Origin of the sequence: Corynebacterium lemuris (assembly GCF_024919295.1) — a bacterium.
Classification (GTDB): Bacteria; Actinomycetota; Actinomycetes; order Mycobacteriales; family Mycobacteriaceae; genus Corynebacterium; species Corynebacterium lemuris.
Window position 1 is genome coordinate 152672 of the sequence record NZ_JANWTC010000004.1, and the last position, 18210, is coordinate 170881.

16 protein-coding genes are annotated in these 18210 nt (G+C 68.5%); 1 reads left to right on the forward strand and 15 read right to left on the reverse strand.

Annotation, left to right across the window (positions count from 1 at the left end):
• Positions 1 to 24 precede the first annotated feature (24 nt).
• The 15 genes from ppc to NYP18_RS07790 form a co-directional block, all read right to left on the reverse strand.
• On the reverse strand, positions 25 to 2796 hold the full coding sequence (gene ppc / locus NYP18_RS07720) for a phosphoenolpyruvate carboxylase (protein ID WP_259427594.1): 2772 nt from the start codon (positions 2794 to 2796) through the stop codon (positions 25 to 27).
• A 37-nt stretch (positions 2797 to 2833) separates the two neighbouring features.
• Entirely contained in the window at positions 2834 to 3616 is a 783-nt protein-coding gene (gene tpiA / locus NYP18_RS07725) for a triose-phosphate isomerase (protein ID WP_259427595.1), read from the reverse strand.
• Between the two features lie 33 nt (positions 3617 to 3649).
• The gene (gene pgk / locus NYP18_RS07730; RefSeq protein ID WP_259427596.1) at positions 3650 to 4867 is read right to left on the reverse strand and encodes a phosphoglycerate kinase; all 1218 of its coding nucleotides are present in this window, start codon (positions 4865 to 4867) and stop codon (positions 3650 to 3652) included.
• A 162-nt stretch (positions 4868 to 5029) separates the two neighbouring features.
• The gene (gene gap, locus NYP18_RS07735) at positions 5030 to 6037 is read right to left on the reverse strand and encodes a type I glyceraldehyde-3-phosphate dehydrogenase (protein WP_259427597.1); all 1008 of its coding nucleotides are present in this window, start codon (positions 6035 to 6037) and stop codon (positions 5030 to 5032) included.
• 305 nt (positions 6038 to 6342) lie between these two features.
• Positions 6343 to 7320 carry a DNA-binding protein WhiA gene (gene whiA / locus NYP18_RS07740; RefSeq protein ID WP_259427658.1) on the reverse strand — a complete coding sequence of 326 codons (978 nt, stop codon included), beginning with the start codon at positions 7318 to 7320 and terminating at the stop codon, positions 6343 to 6345.
• A gap of 52 nt (positions 7321 to 7372) precedes the next feature.
• Positions 7373 to 8344: a gluconeogenesis factor YvcK family protein gene (locus NYP18_RS07745; protein WP_369415248.1), complete on the reverse strand. Its 972-nt coding sequence runs from the start codon at positions 8342 to 8344 to the stop codon at positions 7373 to 7375.
• A 41-nt stretch (positions 8345 to 8385) separates the two neighbouring features.
• Entirely contained in the window at positions 8386 to 9279 is an 894-nt protein-coding gene (rapZ, locus tag NYP18_RS07750) for an RNase adapter RapZ (protein ID WP_259427598.1), read from the reverse strand.
• Complete coding sequence (gene uvrC, locus NYP18_RS07755; RefSeq protein ID WP_259427599.1) at positions 9276 to 11309, reverse strand: excinuclease ABC subunit UvrC; 2034 nt, start codon at positions 11307 to 11309, stop codon at positions 9276 to 9278. Before uvrC ends, rapZ begins: the two co-directional genes overlap by 4 nt.
• 12 nt (positions 11310 to 11321) lie before the next feature.
• The gene (locus NYP18_RS07760) at positions 11322 to 11876 is read right to left on the reverse strand and encodes a PH domain-containing protein (protein WP_259427600.1); all 555 of its coding nucleotides are present in this window, start codon (positions 11874 to 11876) and stop codon (positions 11322 to 11324) included.
• 4 nt (positions 11877 to 11880) lie between these two features.
• Positions 11881 to 12363, reverse strand: coding sequence for a 6,7-dimethyl-8-ribityllumazine synthase (gene ribH / locus NYP18_RS07765; protein WP_259427601.1), 483 nt, complete (start codon positions 12361 to 12363; stop codon positions 11881 to 11883).
• On the reverse strand, positions 12360 to 13637 hold the full coding sequence (locus tag NYP18_RS07770; protein ID WP_259427602.1) for a bifunctional 3,4-dihydroxy-2-butanone-4-phosphate synthase/GTP cyclohydrolase II: 1278 nt from the start codon (positions 13635 to 13637) through the stop codon (positions 12360 to 12362). Before NYP18_RS07770 ends, ribH begins: the two co-directional genes overlap by 4 nt.
• An 11-nt stretch (positions 13638 to 13648) precedes the next feature.
• The gene (locus tag NYP18_RS07775) at positions 13649 to 14269 is read right to left on the reverse strand and encodes a riboflavin synthase (RefSeq protein WP_259427603.1); all 621 of its coding nucleotides are present in this window, start codon (positions 14267 to 14269) and stop codon (positions 13649 to 13651) included.
• A 3-nt stretch (positions 14270 to 14272) separates the two neighbouring features.
• Complete coding sequence (gene ribD, locus NYP18_RS07780; RefSeq protein ID WP_259427604.1) at positions 14273 to 15262, reverse strand: bifunctional diaminohydroxyphosphoribosylaminopyrimidine deaminase/5-amino-6-(5-phosphoribosylamino)uracil reductase RibD; 990 nt, start codon at positions 15260 to 15262, stop codon at positions 14273 to 14275.
• A gap of 6 nt (positions 15263 to 15268) precedes the next feature.
• Positions 15269 to 15925, reverse strand: a complete 657-nt coding sequence (gene rpe, locus NYP18_RS07785) for a ribulose-phosphate 3-epimerase (RefSeq protein WP_259427605.1) — start codon at positions 15923 to 15925, stop codon at positions 15269 to 15271.
• A 10-nt stretch (positions 15926 to 15935) separates the two neighbouring features.
• Positions 15936 to 16805: a DUF4349 domain-containing protein gene (locus NYP18_RS07790; protein WP_259427606.1), complete on the reverse strand. Its 870-nt coding sequence runs from the start codon at positions 16803 to 16805 to the stop codon at positions 15936 to 15938.
• A 202-nt stretch (positions 16806 to 17007) separates the two neighbouring features.
• Between NYP18_RS07790 and NYP18_RS07795 the strand changes: the two genes are divergently transcribed.
• Positions 17008 to 18144, forward strand: coding sequence for a hypothetical protein (locus NYP18_RS07795; RefSeq protein ID WP_259427607.1), 1137 nt, complete (start codon positions 17008 to 17010; stop codon positions 18142 to 18144).
• Positions 18145 to 18210 lie beyond the last annotated feature (66 nt).

The window sequence follows — 18210 nt, forward strand, 5'->3', positions numbered from 1 at the left end:
ACTCCTGGACAGTCTACATCAGGACTAACCCGAGTTGCGGAGGGCGGTGGCGAGTCCGTTCATCGTCAGCTGGATGCCCCGGGAGACAGCCTCACGGCTGTCACCGGCACGGTGCCGGCGCAGCAGCTCCACCTGGATGATGTTCAGGGGCAGCAGGTAGGGGAAGCGGCGCCGCACGGAGCGGGCCAGGGCCGGGTTGTCGGCCAACAGCTCCCCGCTGCCGGTGACGGTGCTGAACATCTCCCTGGTCAGTTCAAATTCCGCGGCGATGATGCCGTGGATGCGTCCGGCGATCTCGCGGTCGTCGACAAGCCGGGCGTACAGGGCGGCCAGCTCCATGCCGGCCTTGGACATGACCTGGGCCATGTTGGAGACGACCGAGGAGAAGAAGGGCCACGTCTCGTAGAGAGCGCGCAGCTCGGCGATGCGCGCCTCGCGGTCCTCCCCCGACTCGATCCACTCCTGCAGGGCCGTGCCCACCCCGAACCAGCCGGGCAGCAGCACGCGCGCCTGCGACCAGGCGAGCACCCACGGGATGGCCCGCAGATCCTCCACGCCCTTCGTCTGCTTCCGCGAGGTCGGACGGGAACCGATGTTGAGGGCACCGATCTCCCCCAGCGGGGTCGACTGGGTGAAATAAGGGATGAAGCCGGGATCCTCGTGCACGAGGGCAGAGTACTTCCGGCGGCTGATGGCAGCTAGTTCACGCATGATGTCCACGGCGCGTGCCCGGTCGGCCAGTTCGTCGACCGGCAGGAGGCTGGCCTCCAGCGTCGCGGCGACCAGGGCCTCGAGGTTGCGGCGGGCGGTGCGCGGCGAGCCGTATTTGGCGGAGATGATCTCGCCCTGCTCGGTGATGCGCACGGAACCGTCGACCGCGCCCTGGGGTTGGGCAAGCAGCGCCTCATAGGAGGGGCCGCCGCCCCGGCCGACGGTGCCGCCCCGGCCATGGAACAGACGCAGACGTACCCCGTGCTCCCGTCCGGCTGCCACCAGCTGGGTCTCCGCGTCGTAGAGCGCCCAGTTCGCGGCGAAGTAACCGCCGTCCTTGTTGGAGTCGGAGTAGCCCAGCATGACCTCCTGGACGTTGCCGCGCTGGGCGAGATACGCCCGGTACAGCGGCAGCTCCCACAGCCTGCGGAGGATGCCGGCGCCGGCCTCGAGGTCGTCGATGGTCTCGAACAGGGGGATGATGTCGACGCTGCCGCTGGGCCCCTCCCCGTTTGCCCGGATGAGACCGACCTCCTTGAGCAGCACCATCGGCTCGAGGATGTCACTGACCGACTGGGCCATGGAGATGATCTGGTGCGGGATCATGTCCGCACCGAAGCGGGCGACGCTGTCGGCCGCCTGCTGGATGAGGTCGAGTTCCCGCTGGGTGGCCTCGCTGAAGCGGCGGTAGCCGCGCGGGACGAGCGGGCGTGGGGTGCGCAGTTCCCGGGTGAGCAGCTCGATCTTCTCCTCCTCCCCCAGCGAGTGGTACGCGGGGTGGACGTGCGCGGTGGCGAAGACCTCGGAGAGGACATTCTCGAAGCTCTCGGAGTTCTGGCGCAGGTCGATCGAGTGGAGGTGGAAACCGAAGCTGGCGACCGCCGCCCGGATGGTGGCCAGGCAGTCGTCGGCGATGATGGCGTCGTTGGACATCCGCAGGGAGTCGTCGACGATCTTCAGGTCGGCGTCGAATTCCGCCGGGGAGGTGTAGGGCTCGTGCGCGCGGTGCCAGGTGCCTTCGACGGCATCCTCACCGATGAGGACGGCGGTGGTCGCCAGGATGCGTCCCCGGATGCCGTGGACGGCACGGCGGTAGGGTTCGTCGACGCGCGAGGCGACATCGTTGTGGCCGCGGCCGGCGAGTTCGACCAGCTCGACGGTCACGGCGGTCATCCGGTCGGAGAGACTGAGTTCGTTCTCGAGGTCGTGGAGCTGGTCGGCGTAGTGGCGCAGAACGGTCTGCGCGGCCCGCCGGGAAGCGTAGTCGAGGGTCTCGGCGGTGACGAAGGGGTTGCCGTCGTGGTCGCCGCCGATCCAGGAGCCGGGGCGGACGATGGCCCGGGCCGCGTTACCCTGCAGTTCAGCCTGGAAGCGGCCGGTGAGGGTGTCGTGGACGTCCCGGTTCAGCGCCGGGATCTCCCGCAGCAGGGAGAGCAGGTAGTAGCGCAGGCCGACCTCGATCTCGTCCTCGATGCGGGGACGGGCCTGGCGGATCAGCGCGGTCTGCCACAGGATGGTCATGCGCCGGCGGATGCGGTGCTCGATGTCCGCCAGCCGTGATTCGGTGCGCACCGTCGGATCGGCGTCCTGGACGCGGTGCCGGTCCAGCATGAGCCGGGTGATGTTCTTCTGGGCGTCGAAGACCGTGCGGCGGCGCGTCTCCGTGGGATGCGCGGTGAACACCGGGGCCACCAGGGCCTCCGACAGGATCTTCCCGACGTCCGCGGCCCCCACCCCGGCGGCCTCGTACTTCTCCCAGGTCGCCTCGAGCGTGGAGTCAGGGACCCCGCCGCCGTCGAGGACAGCCTCGCGGTTGAAGTCGTCGTGGATGTCCTCCGCCAGGTTCGCCATGAGGGCGAAGTGGCTGAAGGCCCGGATGACGGGGGTCGCGCGGTGCGGGTCGATGTTGCGGAACAGATCGACGAGCACCTCCAGGGAGGCGTTGCCCTTGGCCACCTCGAAGGCCTGGCGGCGGGCGTGTTCGACCAGGTCAAAGACCTCCTGCCCCTCCTGTTCCGCGATCACCTGGCCGAGGATCCGGCCCAGATAGCGGATGTCTTCCTGCAGATGATCACGGTCGGCCATGAGGTGGGTTCTCCTGGTGTTCGGTGGCGGGGTCGGGTCAGGCGACGGCGCCTGCGGCGGCAGCCGCGAGACGGGCGAATTCCTCGCCGTCCAGCGAGGCACCGCCGACGAGACCGCCGTCGACGTCCGTCTGGCTGATGATCTCGGCGATGGAGTCGGTCTTGACGGAACCGCCGTAGAGGATGCGGATGCCTGCGGCGACCTCCTCGCCGGCGAGCTCACGGATGAGGCCACGGATGGCGGCGCACACCTCCTGCGCGTCGGCGGCGGAGGCGACCTTGCCGGTGCCGATGGCCCAGACCGGTTCGTAGGCGATGACGGTCTTCGCCAGGTCCCCGGCGGACAGGCCGGCAAGCGACGCGCGGGTCTGGTTGACCACGTGCTCGACGTGGGTGCCGGCCTCGCGGATCTCCAGCGGCTCGCCGACGCACACGATCGGGCTGATGCCGTGCTTGAGGGCGGCGGCGGCCTTGGCGGCGACCAGCTCATCGGATTCGTTGTGGTATTCGCGGCGCTCGGAGTGGCCGACGACAACCCAGGTGCAGCCGAGCTTGGCCAGCATCTGGGCGGAGACCTCACCGGTGTAGGCGCCGGACTCGTGCTGCGAGACGTCCTGGGCACCGTAGGTGATCTGCAGCTTGTCACCGTCGACGAGGGTCTGCACGGAGCGGATGTCGGTGAAGGGGACGGTGACGGCGACGTCGACCTTCTCGTAGTGGTCCTTCGGCAGGGCGAAGTCCAGCTTCTGGACGGTCGCGATCGCCTGGTGGTGGTCCAGGTTCATCTTCCAGTTACCGGCGATGAGGGGGGTGCGTGCCATGGTGGCACTCCTTTCAGGTGGGGGAACCGGGTGCTAGCGGTTGAGGACGGAGACGCCCGGCAGTTCCTTGCCCTCGAGGAATTCGAGGGAGGCGCCGCCACCGGTGGAGATGTGGGAGAAACCGGCCTCGTCCAGGCCGAGGACGCGGACGGAGGCGGCGGAGTCACCGCCGCCGACGACGGAGAAGGAGCCGTTGTCGGCGGTCGCGTCGATGATGGCCTGGGCGACGCCCTTGGTGCCCTGGGAGAACGGCGCCATCTCGAAGACGCCCATCGGACCGTTCCAGAAGACGGTCTTCGAGGTGGCGAGCACCTCGGCGAACTTCTCCACGGACTCCGGGCCGATGTCCGGGGACAGCCAGCCCTCCGGGATGCCGTCGAGGGCGACGACCTTGTGCTCGGCGTCGGCGGAGAACTCGGAGGCGGCGATGAGGTCGACGGGCAGGACGATCTTGTCGCCGAAGCGGGCGAGGAGGTCCCTGCAGGTGTCGATCATCTCCTCCTGGAGGAGGGACTTCTGGGTGTTGTAGCCCTGGGCGGCGAGGAAGGTGTAGCACATGCCGCCGCCGATGATGATCTTGTCGGCCTTGCCGGCCAGGGCCTCGATGACGCCCAGCTTGTCGGAGACCTTGGAGCCGCCGAGGATGACCACGTAGGGGGACTCGGGGTTGGTGGCCGTCTTCTCCAGGACGGAGATCTCCTTCTCCACCAGCTTGCCGGCGTAGGCCGGGAGACGCCTGGCCACGTCGTAGACGGAGGCCTGCGCACGGTGGACGACGCCGAAGCCGTCGGAGACGAAGGCGCCGTTGTCGGCGGCGAGCTCGGCGAGCTGCTCGGCGAAGGCGCCGCGCTCGGTCTCATCCTTGGACGTCTCGCGGGCGTCGAAACGCACGTTCTCCAGCAGGAGGACATCGCCCCCGGTCAGGCCGTTGGCGCGCTCGTGGGCGTCCTCACCGACGACATCGCCGGCCAGGGCCACGTACTGGCCCAGGGCATCGGACAGGGCCTCGGCGACCGGGGCCAGGGAGTACTTGGCGTTGACCTCGCCCTTGGGGCGTCCGAGGTGGGCCATGACGATGACCTTGGCGCCGCCCTCGACGAGCGCCTGCAGGGTGGGCAGGGAGGCGGTGATGCGGCCCGCGTCGGTGATCTCACCGGCGTCGTTGAGCGGGACGTTGAAATCCGAGCGGACGAGGATGTGGCGGTCTTCGACACCCTCGTCGAGCAGGTCCTGCAGGGTCTTGACGGTCATGGCTGGCTCCTTGACTCTATGCGTTGATAAGTGAAAATGGCGGCTGGAGATAGTGGTTCCGGCTGGACAGCCGAAGGGCCCGGCGTGTGCCGAGGCACACCCCGGGCCGCAGGGCCGCACCTCCCCGGACTCAGCCGTGGGCCGGGAAGATGCCGGGTGTTTCTACTGGAGCTTGGCGGCGACCAGCTCGGTCAGACGCAGCAGCTGGCAGGTGTAGCCCCACTCGTTGTCGTACCAGGCGACGACCTTGACCTGGTCGCCGATGACCTTGGTCAGGCCGGAGTCGAAGATGGAGCCGTGGGGGTCGGAGATGATGTCGGTGGAGACGATCGGGTCCTCGGTGTAGGCGAGGGTCTCACCGAACTCACCCTGCGCGGCCTCCTTGATGATGGCGTTGACCTCCTCGACGGAGGTCTCGCGGGAGGCGGTGAAGGTCAGGTCGGTGGCGGAGCCGGTGATGGTCGGGACGCGCAGGGCGTAGCCGTCCAGCTTGCCCTTCAGCTGCGGCAGGACCAGGGCGACGGCCTTGGCGGCACCGGTGGAGGTCGGGACGATGTTCACGGCCGCTGCGCGGGCGCGGCGCAGGTCCTTGTGCGGGGCGTCGTGGAGACGCTGGTCACCGGTGTAGGCGTGGATGGTGGTCATCAGACCACGCTCGATGCCGAGCTTCTCGTCCAGGACCTGGGCGACGGGCGCCAGGCAGTTGGTGGTGCAGGATGCGGCGGAGATGACGTTGTGGTTCTCAGCGTCGTAGTCCTGGTGGTTGACTCCGTAGACGAAGGTGGCGTCCTCGTTCTTCGCCGGGGCGGAGATGATGACCTTCTTGGCGCCGGCCTCGATGTGTGCCTTGGCTGCCTCGGCGTCGGTGAAGAAGCCGGTGGACTCGATGACGATGTCGACGTTGTGGGCGGCCCAGTCGAGGTTCTTCGGGTCACGCTCAGCGGAGACGGCGATGCGCTTGCCGTCGTAGGTGATGGAGTCATCGTCGAACTCGACCGCGCCCGGCAGGCGACCCAGGATGGAGTCGTACTTCAGCAGGGTCGACAGGGTCTTGTTGTCGGTGAGGTCATTGACCGCGACAACCTCGATGGCCTCGCTGCGCTCCAGGACTGCACGGAAGAAGTTACGGCCGATGCGGCCGAAGCCGTTGATGCCTACGCGGATGGTCACAATAATCTCCTCGGGTTTGTGAATAGTCATGTCCGGATGTGACCGCGCTATCCGTCGCGTTGACTATGTGTCACGGCCCATCGGGTCACAGTTTAGCGACAGTTCCCCACCCCCGCAGCGGTCAAACAGACGGGCCCGGACCTGTGGACACGTCACATCCCCACCACCCGGCCCTCCGACCCCGGAGAATGGACGAATCTCGCTGTCAACGGCGCCTCAAGCCCCTGGCCAGACGCAGGCGGGGGAGAAATTAAATCCGCCCCCGCAGGTCCGTTCCACCCCCGAATGGAACAGAACTGCCGCTCTCAGGCCCCTTCGAGGAGGTCGTCGGTGACAGCCTCGTTGGTGTCCGACAGCCCCAGCTCCTCCGCGCGCTTGTCGGCCATGGACAGCAGGCGGCGGATGCGGCCGGCGACGGCATCCTTGGTCATCTGCGGATCCGCGAGTCGGCCCAGCTCCTCCAGGGATGCCTGGCGGTGGGCGACGCGCAGCTGCCCGGCCTCAGCCAGGTGCTCGGGCACGTCATCCCCGAGGATCTGCATGGCGCGCTCCACGCGGGCGGCGGCGGCAACAGCTGCTCGGGCCGAACGGCGCAGGTTCGCGTCATCGAAATTGGCCAGCCGGTTGGCGGTGGAACGGCTCTCCCGCCGCAGACGCTTGTCCTCCCACTCCAGGCGGACCTGCTGCGCACCCATCCGGGTCAGCAGCGCGCCGATGGCGTCCCCGTCGCGGATGACCACCCGGTCGGTGCCGCGGGTCTCCTTCGTCCGGGCGGCGATACCCAGCCGCCGGGCCGCGCCGACCAGCGCCAGCGCCGCCTCCTGGCAGGGACAGGTCACCTCGAGGGCGGAGGAACGCCCCGGCTCGGTGAGGGAGCCCTGAGCGAGGAAGGCCCCGCGCCAGGCCGCCTCGTTGTCGGCGACCGTGCCGGAGATCACCTGCGGCGGCAGACCGACCACGGGATGCCCGGAACGGGTGACCAGGCCCAGCCGCCGGGAGAGGTCCCGGGTGCCTTCCGTCACGCGCAGCAGGTGGCGGGAGTTTTTCGAGGCCCCGCCCGGGCTGATCGTGTGCTCGTGCACCTCGACGCCGTACATCTCCGTCAGGGCCTCCGCCAGCCGCCGGGCGACGTCACCGGAATCGAGTTCGGCCTCCAGCACCAGCCGCCCGGCGATGACCTGTATCTGGCCGGCGAAACGCAGCAGCGCCGCGGTCTCGGCGACCCGGGCCGACTGCCGGGGGACCACCACCTTTGCGAGTTCGTCCTTGACTCTTGCCGTCAACGCCACGGGTGCGACCGCCTTTCTCTCGAGCTGCCCTGTGATCCGGACCAGTCTAGTCGGAGGCTCCCCCACCCCGGGCCTCCCGGTACAGGCCCGTGAGCGCGGCAGCCAGTTTGGAGGGGTCGTGTTTGTTGATGCGTTGGCCGTTGCCGTCCTCCGTGCGCAGATCCTCGTAGACGATCGTCGCGCCCAGCCCGGCGGCGGCCCGCTCCAGGTAGGAACGCTCCGCGGCGGTGGGGATGGTGTCCGCGTCGACGAGGATCCGGTCGATGCGCAGGGCGGGTGCGTGCTGGCTGAGCATGTGGATGTGCCGTTCCGAGGAGAAGCCGTGGGTCTCCCCCGGTTCCGCCGAGAGGTTGAGCACGACCACCTTGAGTGCACCGGTGGCGTTGAGGGCGTCGACGATGCCCGGGATCAGCAGGTGCGGGATGACCGAGGAGAACCACGAGCCGGGGCCGAGGGTGACCAGGTCGGCTGCCTCGATCGCCTGGACTGCCGCGCCGCAGGCCTCGGGACGTTCCGGGATCAGCCGCACCCGGCGGACCGTGCCGGGGGTGGTGGCCACGGCAACCTGGCCGCGGACGGGGCGGATGACCCGGGGGTCGTCGTCAAGCCCGGCGACGTCGGCCTCGATCTCCAGCGGCTGGTTGCACATGGGCAGGACCCGGCCGTGGGAGCCGGTGAGCTCGGCGACCTTGTCCAGGGCCGCCTGCTCGCTGCCCAGGATCCCGGTCAGCCCGGCGATGAGCAGGTTGCCGACTGCATGACCCGCGAGTGCCCCGGTGCCGCCGAAGCGGTGCTGCAGGGTCTGGGCCCAGAGGCTGCCCTCTTCGTCGTCACTGGCCAGGGCGGCGAGTGCCATGCGCAGATCCCCGGGCGGGATGATGCCGAGCTCGCGGCGCAACCGGCCGGAGGAACCGCCGTCATCCGCGACGGTGACCACCGCGGTGATCGATTCCGGTGCGCTCAGCCGGGCGGCGACGAGCGTCTGGTAGAGGCCGTGACCGCCTCCCATCGAGGTGATGTGCAAGATTTCCTCCCGGGAAGTCAGTTACGGTTGCAGGATCAGTGTCGGTTGATGTCGCGGTGGATGACGTTGATGTCGATGTCACCGCGCTCCCGAAGCCGACGTCCGAGCTCCTCGGACACCGCGACGGAACGGTGGTGGCCGCCGGTGCAGCCGACGGCGACGGTGATGAAGTTCTTGCCCTCATGGCGGTAGCCACCGAGCATTGAGTCAAACATATCGACGAAATTATCGATGAATTCCCCCGCCCTCTCCCTGCTCAGGACGTAGTCGCTCACCGGTTCATCAACGCCACGGAAGCCACGCAGCTCGGGGATCCAGTAGGGGTTGGGCAGGAAACGCACGTCCACCATGAGGTCCGCGTCATTGGGGGCACCGTGTTTGAAACCGAAGGACTCGAAGGTGACGTGCTGGCGGTTGTGCGCCATCGTGCCGAAGGAGGCCTCGATGGTGCGGCGCAGGTCATGCACCGACAGGCTCGAGGTGTCGATGATGATGTCCGCGAGTTCCTTGATCCCGTTGGTGATCTCCCGTTCGCGCTCGATACCCAGGTGCAGGGTGTCCTCCCCCTGCAGGGGGTGGGTGCGGCGCACACTGTCGAAACGGCGGATGAGCACGTCGTCGCGGGCGTCCATGAACAGCAGCGTGGGGTTGAGCCCCTTGTCCGCCAGGTCCCGGAGGGTGGCGCGCAGGTCGCCGCCGAACTGGCGGGTGCGCACGTCGAGGAGGAAGGAGACCTTCTCCACCGGGGGATCCTGCGCCAGGCACAGCTCCAGGAAGTCGACGATGAGCTGCGGCGGCAGGTTCTGCACCACGAAGAAACCCTTGTCCTCCAGTACCTTCGCCGCGGAGCTGAGTCCTCCGCCGGACATGCCGGTGATGAGGACGGGGGGTGTCGAGAAGCGGGACGGCACACCGGAGGTTGAGGTCATGGGGACATCCTATCGTGGGTCTCGGGATGGAGGTGGTCGTAGACGGCGGCCGCCAGGCGGGGGCCGAAACCCCGCACCTCGGTGATCTCCGCCTGGCTGGCAGCCTTGAGCTTCTTCACCGAACCGAAGTGTTTGACCAGCTCGGTGCGGCGGGTCGCGCCCAGGCCCGGTACGCCGTCGAGTTCGGAGACCCGCATCCGCTTCGAACGTTGCTGGCGGTGGTAGGTGATGGCGAAACGGTGCGCCTCGTCACGGATCTGCTGCAGCAGATACAGCCCCTGGGAGGCGCGCGGCAGGATGACGGGGTCGGACTCCCCCGGCAGCCAGATCTCCTCGAGGCGTTTGGCCAGGCCGATGAGGGTGACATCCACGATACCGAGTTCGTCGAAGACCTTCTGCGCGGCGTTGACCTGGGGCAGACCACCGTCGACGATGAACAGGTTCGGCGGGTAGGCGAAACGCCGCTGGTCGGTGCTCATCTCCTCGACGCGTTCGTCCGCGAAGGTCTGCGCCTCCGTCTCCTCGTCGGGCACGGCGAGTTTGTCCTGGTGGTGGCGCAGGAAACGGCGCCGGGTGACTTCCGCGATGGAGGCCACGTCGTCGGAGTGCCCGCCGCCGGCGGCCTCCCTGATGCGGTAGCGGCGGTAGTCCGATTTCCGCGGCAGGCCGTCCTCGAAGACGACGAGCGAGGCGACGACGTCGGTGCCCTGGATGTGGGAGATGTCGGTGCATTCGATGCGCAGGGGTGCCTCCTCCAGGCCGAGGGCCTCCTGGATGTCCTGCAGCGCCGCGGAACGGGCGGTGAGGTCGCCGACGCGTCTGAGCTTGTGCTGGCGCAGCGCCTCCTTCGCGTTGCGCTCGACGGTCTCCATGAGGGCACGTTTGTCGCCGCGCTGCGGCACCCGCAGGTCCACGGCTGCGCCCTTGAGCTCGGCGAGCAGGGTGGCCACCTCCCCGGCTTCCGCGGGCAGGTGCTGCACGAGGATCTCACGCGGCACCACCGCACCGGGTTTCGGCGGGTCATGGGAGAACCTGTCCACACCGCGGCGTTCGATCTGCTTCTGCTCGTCCTGGGCCTCCACCTGCGCGCGTTCCACCGCGTCCGAGTAGAACTGGATGAGGAAGTTCTGGATGAGCACCTCGATGGGTTCTCCGGTGCGTTCGACCACCCAGCCGCGCTGGCCGCGGATCCGGCCGCCGCGGACGTGGAAGATCTGGACGCCGGCCTCCAGCTCGTCGGAGTCGACGGCGATGAGGTCGGCGTCGGTGCCGTCACCGAGGACGACGGCCTGCTGTTCCATCACCTTGTTGATGGCCCCCAGGTCATCGCGCAGCCGGGCGGCACGCTCGAATTCCAGCTCCTCGGCGGCCTGCTCCATCTCGCGGGTGAGCTGGCGGACCACCTGGTCGGTGTGCCCGGCCATGAAGGAGACGAAACCGTCGACGATCCCCCGGTGCTCCTCCGGGCTGACTCGGCCCACACAGGGGGCGGAGCATTTGTCGATGTAACCCAGCAGGCAGGGCCGGCCGAGCTTCTCATGCCGGTTGTACACGCCCTTCGAGCAGGTGCGCACCGGGAATACCCGGGTGAGCAGGTCGAGGGTCTCGCGCACCGCCCAGGCGTGGGAGTAGGGGCCGAAATAGCGCACCCCGCGGCGGCGGGGGCCGCGGTAGAAGAAGGCCCGCGGGATGTCCTCACCGGTGGAGACCGCCAGCAGCGGGTAGGTCTTGTCGTCGCGGTATTTGACGTTGAAACGCGGGTCGTAGCGCTTGATCCAGGTGTACTCCAGTTGGAGGGCCTCGACCTCGCTGGCGACGACGGTCCACTCCACCGAGGCGGCGGCGAAGACCATCTGCCGCGTGCGCGGATGGAGGGTGGTCACATCCTGGAAGTAGTTGGCCAACCTGGCCCGCAGGCTGTTGGCCTTGCCGACGTAGATGACGCGGCGGTTCTCGTCCCGGAATCGGTAGACGCCCGGCTCCGTGGGGATGGTCCCCGGCGCCGGGCGGTAGGTACTCGGATCAGCCATAAACCGACGATACTAGTCCTGCGGCATGTAGCGGGCCTCGAGCTCGCGGAACTGCGAGACGGCCCTGACCACGGAGGCGCCGTCGGAGGCCTGCATCGCCCACATGGGGACGTACTCGAACTCCGGCAGCTCCAGGCGGGCCATGCGGGCGCCCTCCGGGAAGTGCAGGCCGTAGATCACGGCCCAGGGGTAGAACCGGGTGCCGATGATGTTGCGGATCTCCACGCCGTCGGCGTTGGCGCGGACCCGCGGGCGGGTGAAGGAGAGGTAGGCCAGCACGGAGATGACCACGCCGACGCCCGGGAAGGCCAGCTTGTCGATGAACGTGACGGTGGCGCCCGTGAACTCCAGGTCAAGGAAGTATCCCATGAAAATGTGCACCGCCATGACGATGACCACTGCGATCCAGGCGAAGCGCTTCAGCGACGTCGACCGGACCTCCATTTCCCAGGGTTTGGTGGTCGTCCGCGCGTGCGGGTCGAGGGCGGCGTAGAAGGCGCGCTCCTCATCCGTCAGCGGGCGGCGACCGGTGTGCTCGGCTCCCACGTTCTTCTCACTCACATCCATCAGTCTATCCCCGGTTCCCGCGGAGCCGACGCAGGGTGACCGCGGCGTCGAGGGCCGCGGCCATCGCCTCGCCACCCTTGTCCTCGACAGAATCCGGGAAACCGGCGCGGTCGACGGCCTGTTCCTGGTCGTTGGTGGTGAGCACGCCATTGCCGATCGGGGTGGACTCGTCGAGCGCGATGCGCGTGAGGCCCTCCGTCACGGAATCGCAGACGTAGTCGAAGTGGGGGGTGCCACCGCGGATGACGCAGCCCAGCGCCACGACGGCGTCATGGGTGCGGGCGAGTTCCTGGACGATGACGGGCAGCTCGAGTGCACCCATGACGTGGGCCTCCGTGAGCTTGTCGACGCCCGCCTCCCGCGCCGTCTCCACAGCGCGGCGGCGCATCTGCTCGCAGATCTCGGTGTTCCAGCGGGCGGTGACCACCGCGACGCTCAGGCCCGCGGCGTCGATACGCTCGACGGCGGGGAGTCCTTCCTTGCTCAACTGTCTGCTCCTTCGTGCTCTGCCTCCCAGCGTGCGACGGCCGGCAGGTCATGGCCCATGCGGTCACGCTTGGTCCGCAGGTAACGGATGTTGTCCTCGTTGGGCGCCACCGGCACGGAGGTCCGGCCGGTGATCTCCACGCCGTAGCCCTGCATCGCGGCGGATTTGGTGGGGTTGTTGGTCATCAGGGAGATGGAGGTCACGCCCAGGTCCCGGAGGATCTGGCCGGCGGCCGAGTACTCGCGGGCGTCGGCCGGCAGGCCCTGCTCCAGGTTGGCGTCGACGGTGTCCAGACCGAGGTCCTGCAGGCGGTAGGCCTCCAGCTTGGACATCAGTCCGATGCCGCGGCCCTCGTGGCCGCGCAGGTAGATGATCGCCCCGCGGCCGGCCTCCTGCACCATGCGCATCGAGGCGTGCAGCTGCGGGCCGCAGTCGCAGCGGCGGGAGGCGAAGACATCCCCGGTCATGCACTCCGAGTGCACGCGGACCAGCAGGTCCTCCGCGCCGTCGAGCTCGCCGGCGACCAGGGCGAGAAACTCGGTGCCGTCGATGAGGTGGCGGTAGCCGACGACGCGGAACTCGCCGAACTCGGTGGGCATGCGGGTCTCCACGAGGCGCTCGACCTGGGACTCGTGGCGGCGGCGGTAATCGATGAGCTGCTCGATGGAGATCATCGCCAGGTCATGGGTGTCGGCGAAGCGGCGCAGCTCGGGGCCACGCGCCATGTCGGTCGGGTCATCCTCGGAGACGATCTCGCACAGCACGCCGGCGGGGCGCAGGCCGGCGAGCACCGACAGGTCGACGGCTGCCTCGGTGTGGCCGTCGCGGGCCAGCACACCGCCCTTCACCGCGCGCAGCGGCACGACGTGGCCGGGGCGGGTGAAGTCGTGGCGGGTGGTGGCCGGGTCCGCCAGGCGCAGGATGGTCTCCGCTCGGGAGGAGGCGGAGATGCCGGTGGTGTCTGTCGCCGCGTCGACGGTGACGGTGTAGGCGGTGTGCCGGGCATCCTCGTTGCGGGCCACCATGGGCGGCAGGGCGAGGCGGTCACAGTCCTCGTTGGTCAGGGCGGTGCAGATGTAGCCGGAGCTGTACCTGACCATGAAGGCCACCAGTTCCGGGGTTGCCAGCTCCGCCGCGAAGATGAGGTCGCCCTCATTCTCACGGTCCTCGTCGTCCACGACGACGACCGCCTTCCCTGCCCTGATGTCGGCGATGGCGCGCTCGACGGTGTCCAGGCGCAGGCGGCCGTTCGGGTCCACAGATTCGTCACTCACGAGCGTCAACCTTAGCCCTCGTCGTCCCCGGCCCGGCCTTCGGCCCGGGCACCGAGCATCTTCTCCACGTACTTGGCCAGGACGTCGACCTCGATATTGACGACATCACCCTTCGCGAGCTGGCCGTGGGTGGTCTCCGCGAGGGTGGTCGGGATGAGGGAGACCTCGAACCAGTCCTCCCCCACCGCCGAGACGGTCAAGGAGGTGCCATTGACCGCAATGGAGCCCTTCTCCACGACATAGCGGGCCAGGTCCGCCCCCAGTGAGAAGCGCAGCACGTCCCAGTGCTCCGAGGAGGTGCGGCTGAGCAGGTGGGAGGTGCCGTCCACGTGGCCCTGCATGATGTGCCCGCCGAGTCGCGCGCCGGCAGCCAGGGCACGTTCCAGGTTGACGGGCGAACCCACCGCGAGCTGCCCCAGGCCGGTGCGGTCCAGGGACTCCTGCATGACGTCGGCGGTGAAGCGCTGACCGTCAAAATCGGCAACAGTCAGGCACACACCATTGACTGCGATGGAATCTCCGAAGGCGGCGTCGGAAAGCACCTTCGGGGCCTCGATGGTCAGTCGGAGGGCATCCCCCTGCGGCTCCAGGGCGGCGACGGTGCCGACCTCCTCGACGAGTCCGGTGAACATGGGTCAGTCCTTTCGGGTGAGTTCGAGCAGGACATCATCCCCGAGACGGGTGATGCCCTGCAGCTGGAAGGTCGCGGCATCGGCCAGGCTCAGGCCGAGCGCCTCGCTGAGGACGGAACGGCCCTGCCCCAGCAGCGTGGGGGCGATGTAGGCCTGAATGGCGTCCACCATCCCGGACTCCACGAAACCGGAGGCCAGGTGTGCCCCGCCCTCCACGAGGACGTCGCGGGCACCTGTGTCCCACAACTGCCACAGCGCCTCGGGAATTCCGCGGTACTGCTCGAAACCGAGCCGGTGGAGATTGCGGGCGTGCCCGGTCAGGGAACGTCCGCCGATGACCACCCGGCGCGGCTGGTCGGGCAGCTCCACCCGGCCGTCACGCGCGGTGAGCGAGGGGTCATCGGCGATGGCGGTGCCGGTGCCGACGATGATGGCGTCGCGTCTGCGGCGATCCCGGTGGACGTGGCGGCGGGCGGGCTCGCCGGTGATCCACTGGCTCGAGCCGTCCAGGGCGGCGGTGAAGCCGTCGAGGGTCTGGGCGAATTTGAGTGTCACGTGGGGGCGGTTGTTGCGCACTGCGGTCAGCCAGGGTCGCAACGTGTCGACGTCGTGGTCGATCCGCTCGACGCCCACGCCCTGCTGCCGCAGGTGGGCCGCCCCACCCTCGGCGTTCCGGTCGGGGTCGGGGTGGCAGTAGTAGACGAATTCGATGCCGGCGTCGACGAGTGCCTGCGAGCAGGGACCGGTGCGGCCGGTGTGGTTGCAGGGTTCGAGCGTGACGACGGCCGTGCCCCCCTCCGCCTTGTCCCCCGCCTCACGCAGGGCCATGACCTCGGCGTGGGGCCCCCCGGCCGGTTCGGTGGCTCCGGTGCCGACGAGCCTGCCCTCCCGGTCGAGGATGGCCGCCCCGACGGGCGGGTTCGGGCTGGTGGTCCCGCGCACGGCTTCGCCGGCTGCGATGGCCGCCTGGAGTGCTTCCCGGAGATTCTCCATGTCGGCCTAGACGGTGGCCAGGCGGCGCAGATTGTCGACGGCTGCGGCCGGGTCGTCCTTGCCGTAGACCGCGGAGCCGGCGACGTAGGCGTCGCAGCCGGCCTCCGCGGCCTCGGCGATGGTCTTCTCGGAGATGCCGCCGTCGATCTCGATGAGGGTCTTCAGGCGGTTGTTGTCGATGGCCTCGCGCAGGGTGCGGACCTTCTCCAGCTGATCAGGCATGAAGGACTGGCCGCCGAAACCCGGCTCGACGCTCATGACCAGGACGAGGTCGAAGAAGCGCAGGTCCGCCAGGTAGGGCTCGATCGGGGTGCCGGGCTTGAGGGAGAAGCCGGCGCGCACCCCCTTGGCGCGGATGTGCTTGGCCAGGGCGACATGGTCGTCGGTGGCCTCGACGTGGAAGATGACGCAGTCAGCGCCGGCGTCGATGTAGCTGTCGACCCACTTCTCGGGGTTCTCGATCATGAGGTGCACGTCGAGGTGCTGGTCCGTGATCTTGTCGACGGTCTTCGTAATCTCCGGGCCGAAGGAGAGGTTGGGGACAAAGTGGCCGTCCATGATGTCCACGTGGATCCAGTCCGCGTTGGCGACGGCGCGCACCTCCTCGCCCAGTTTCGAGAAGTCAGCGGCGAGGATGCTGGGGGCGATGATCGGTTTAGCCATGCCTATGAGTCTACGCTGCCGGGTCGGCCGGCCCGCCCTCCTGTGGTGGGCGGTTCCGGTTCCGTCGGCGGCGGCGCACCAGCACGAACACTACGGCGATGAGTACTGCGAGGATCACCAGCCACGGCAACGCCGCCATGGACACGATGAGCACCGACGCCACGGAGGCCACGAACGCGGCCCAGGCCCGCTCGAAGGCGTTGGGTGGGCGGTAACCCTCATCGTCGACGGTGAAGGTCACGGTCAGAGTCGACAGGGCCACCTGATCCGCCAGGTAATCCAGCTGGGCGGTGAGGGAATCCAGATCGGCCTGCCGCTGCGTGAGGGTGTTCTCGGCGGCCAGCAGGTCCTCCACGGAGCCGGCGGTGGACATCAGCTCGGTCAGGCGGTCGATGGAGGCCTGCAGTGCCGCCCGGCGCGCCTCCAGGTCAACGCGTTCCTGGCCGACGTCGGTTGACTGGGTGGACTGGGCCACCACCTCCCCGTGGTCGGCCAGGGAATCGACGACCGTCTGGTAGTTGTCCGCCGGTACGCGGGCGGTGACCGTGGCCCGCAGCTGTTCGGACCAGGTGCTGGTCTCTGAGCTGGCGATGCGTCCGCCCCGGTCCCGGACCAGGGTGATGAAGTCCGCGGCGGCTATCTCGGGATCCTGGGTCTGCACTGTGGCGGAGCCGGTGGTGATGACGTCTTCCCGCACGTCCTCGGTCGCCGCTCTCTCTGTTTGGGCGGGGGCGGGTTCAGCGGCCCTGTCCACGGGGAAGTTGTCCTGGATCTGCTGCTGCTCCCAGGATTCTGTGCCGCAGGCGGTGCCCGCCAGCCCCAGCACCACGGCACATGCCAGGGCGGCACTGAACCGGCGGGTGATCCCTGTCCTCTTCATGGGGTCCAGCCTAGCGAAACAGACGTGATATCGGTCACCTACCACAGTGGGGGTGAGGGGTGCCGAGAAGCAGCGGAGTTCTCCACAGCCGACGGCGACTGTCCGGGTTGTCCACAGCTCTGCGGAGTGCCCCTGGCGGGGTGTGGGCTGGCGTGGTGGGCTGGGCCCGACACCAGAAGAGGAAGAGGGGGAATCCACCACCATGAACAGCCACGAACTGCGGACCATGACGCTCACCTTGCGCGGTGCACGCCGACCTTTCAGGAGAAACCTGGCCTTCGCCGCCGACATGCCGGTCGAGGAACTGCTCGACCGGACATGCATCGCGCTCGGCCGTTATCCCACCCCGGATGCCGTGTTCCGGATGAGCGGGACCTTCATCGGCCGCGGGGCATACCACTTCAGCCATCCCAACCTGCGGGCCGAACTCATGCAGGAACCGCTGGCGGTGGAGCCCGGGAGGATGCAGTTGATCCTCGACCGGCTCGGGGGGTGGATCTTCGACATCACCGTCGACGAGAACCCTGCCTGGTCCCTGGAGCCGATCCGGATGGAACTGACCGATACCGTTCCGCTGCTGCCCGGCCCGCAGATCCGGCTGCCGGAGTTCAACGCGGTGATGATGGTCAACGCAGGCGATCCCCTGCCCCCGGACCTGGAACGGGCCATCATCGTCGACGCCCTGCTGGAGCACATGGCCGCCGAGGTCCCCGACCCTGCCTCCGCCATGGAGCTCTACACCGTCCTGTCGGAGGCCGGGCGGCCTTTCGCACTGCCGGAGATTGAGCCTCTGGTGCGCACCACCCCGGACGTGGCGGTGCTCTTCGAGCTGCTCCGCCTGGCCACCGGGGAGAGCCCGCCGCGCCTGACCAAACCGGGTTTCCTGCCCGTGAAATACACCCGCCAGCTGGTGGAGCAGTTCCCGGTGCTGCGCCCGGTGCAGCGCAGTTCCTACCATGGCGGTCATTTCCGCTACTCCTACTCGTCCAGGGATGCGGAGCTGCTCACCAGCATCATCGAACTCGGCCGTCGGGTCGGGGTGCTCGCCGCGGGGCCGGGTGAGCAGCTCACGGCGACGGACTTCGGCCGGGAGGTCCTCACCGGCGAAGAAGGGGTGCTGGCCAGGCTGAAGGCGGAGATCCTCCGCGCCCGAATTGGCGCAGTGCCCTATCCTCCTGTGGCTACCCCAGAGAGCCCGGGGTTGACCTTCGCCCAGTTTCTGGAGAAACAGGACCCGCCGGTCAGATATGAGCGGGGCTACGAGGACGAGCACCTGTACAGGCAGTTCCTCAACGAGGGGCTCCCCCGGGATGGGTGGCGTGAGCCCCTCCCCTTCTGACCCGGAGCCGGTGGTGTGTGAGAATCAGGGCACTGCCCGTAGAAACCTCCGCACCGGAAGGACCGT

Bases quoted from the DNA above. Each gene is read 5' to 3' on its own strand.
- ppc (WP_259427594.1), bottom strand. From the start codon at position 2,796: ATGGCCGACCGTGATCATCTGCAGGAAGACATCCGCTATCTGGGCCGG.
- tpiA (WP_259427595.1), bottom strand. From the start codon at position 3,616: ATGGCACGCACCCCCCTCATCGCCGGTAACTGGAAGATGAACCTGGAC.
- pgk (WP_259427596.1), bottom strand. From the start codon at position 4,867: ATGACCGTCAAGACCCTGCAGGACCTGCTCGACGAGGGTGTCGAAGAC.
- rapZ (WP_259427598.1), bottom strand. From the start codon at position 9,279: ATGACCTCAACCTCCGGTGTGCCGTCCCGCTTCTCGACACCCCCCGTC.
- uvrC (WP_259427599.1), bottom strand. From the start codon at position 11,309: ATGGCTGATCCGAGTACCTACCGCCCGGCGCCGGGGACCATCCCCACG.
- NYP18_RS07760 (WP_259427600.1), bottom strand. From the start codon at position 11,876: ATGGATGTGAGTGAGAAGAACGTGGGAGCCGAGCACACCGGTCGCCGC.
- NYP18_RS07775 (WP_259427603.1), bottom strand. From the start codon at position 14,269: ATGTTCACCGGACTCGTCGAGGAGGTCGGCACCGTCGCCGCCCTGGAG.
- ribD (WP_259427604.1), bottom strand. From the start codon at position 15,262: ATGGAGAATCTCCGGGAAGCACTCCAGGCGGCCATCGCAGCCGGCGAA.
- rpe (WP_259427605.1), bottom strand. From the start codon at position 15,925: ATGGCTAAACCGATCATCGCCCCCAGCATCCTCGCCGCTGACTTCTCG.
- NYP18_RS07790 (WP_259427606.1), bottom strand. From the start codon at position 16,805: ATGAAGAGGACAGGGATCACCCGCCGGTTCAGTGCCGCCCTGGCATGT.
- NYP18_RS07795 (WP_259427607.1), top strand. From the start codon at position 17,008: ATGAACAGCCACGAACTGCGGACCATGACGCTCACCTTGCGCGGTGCA.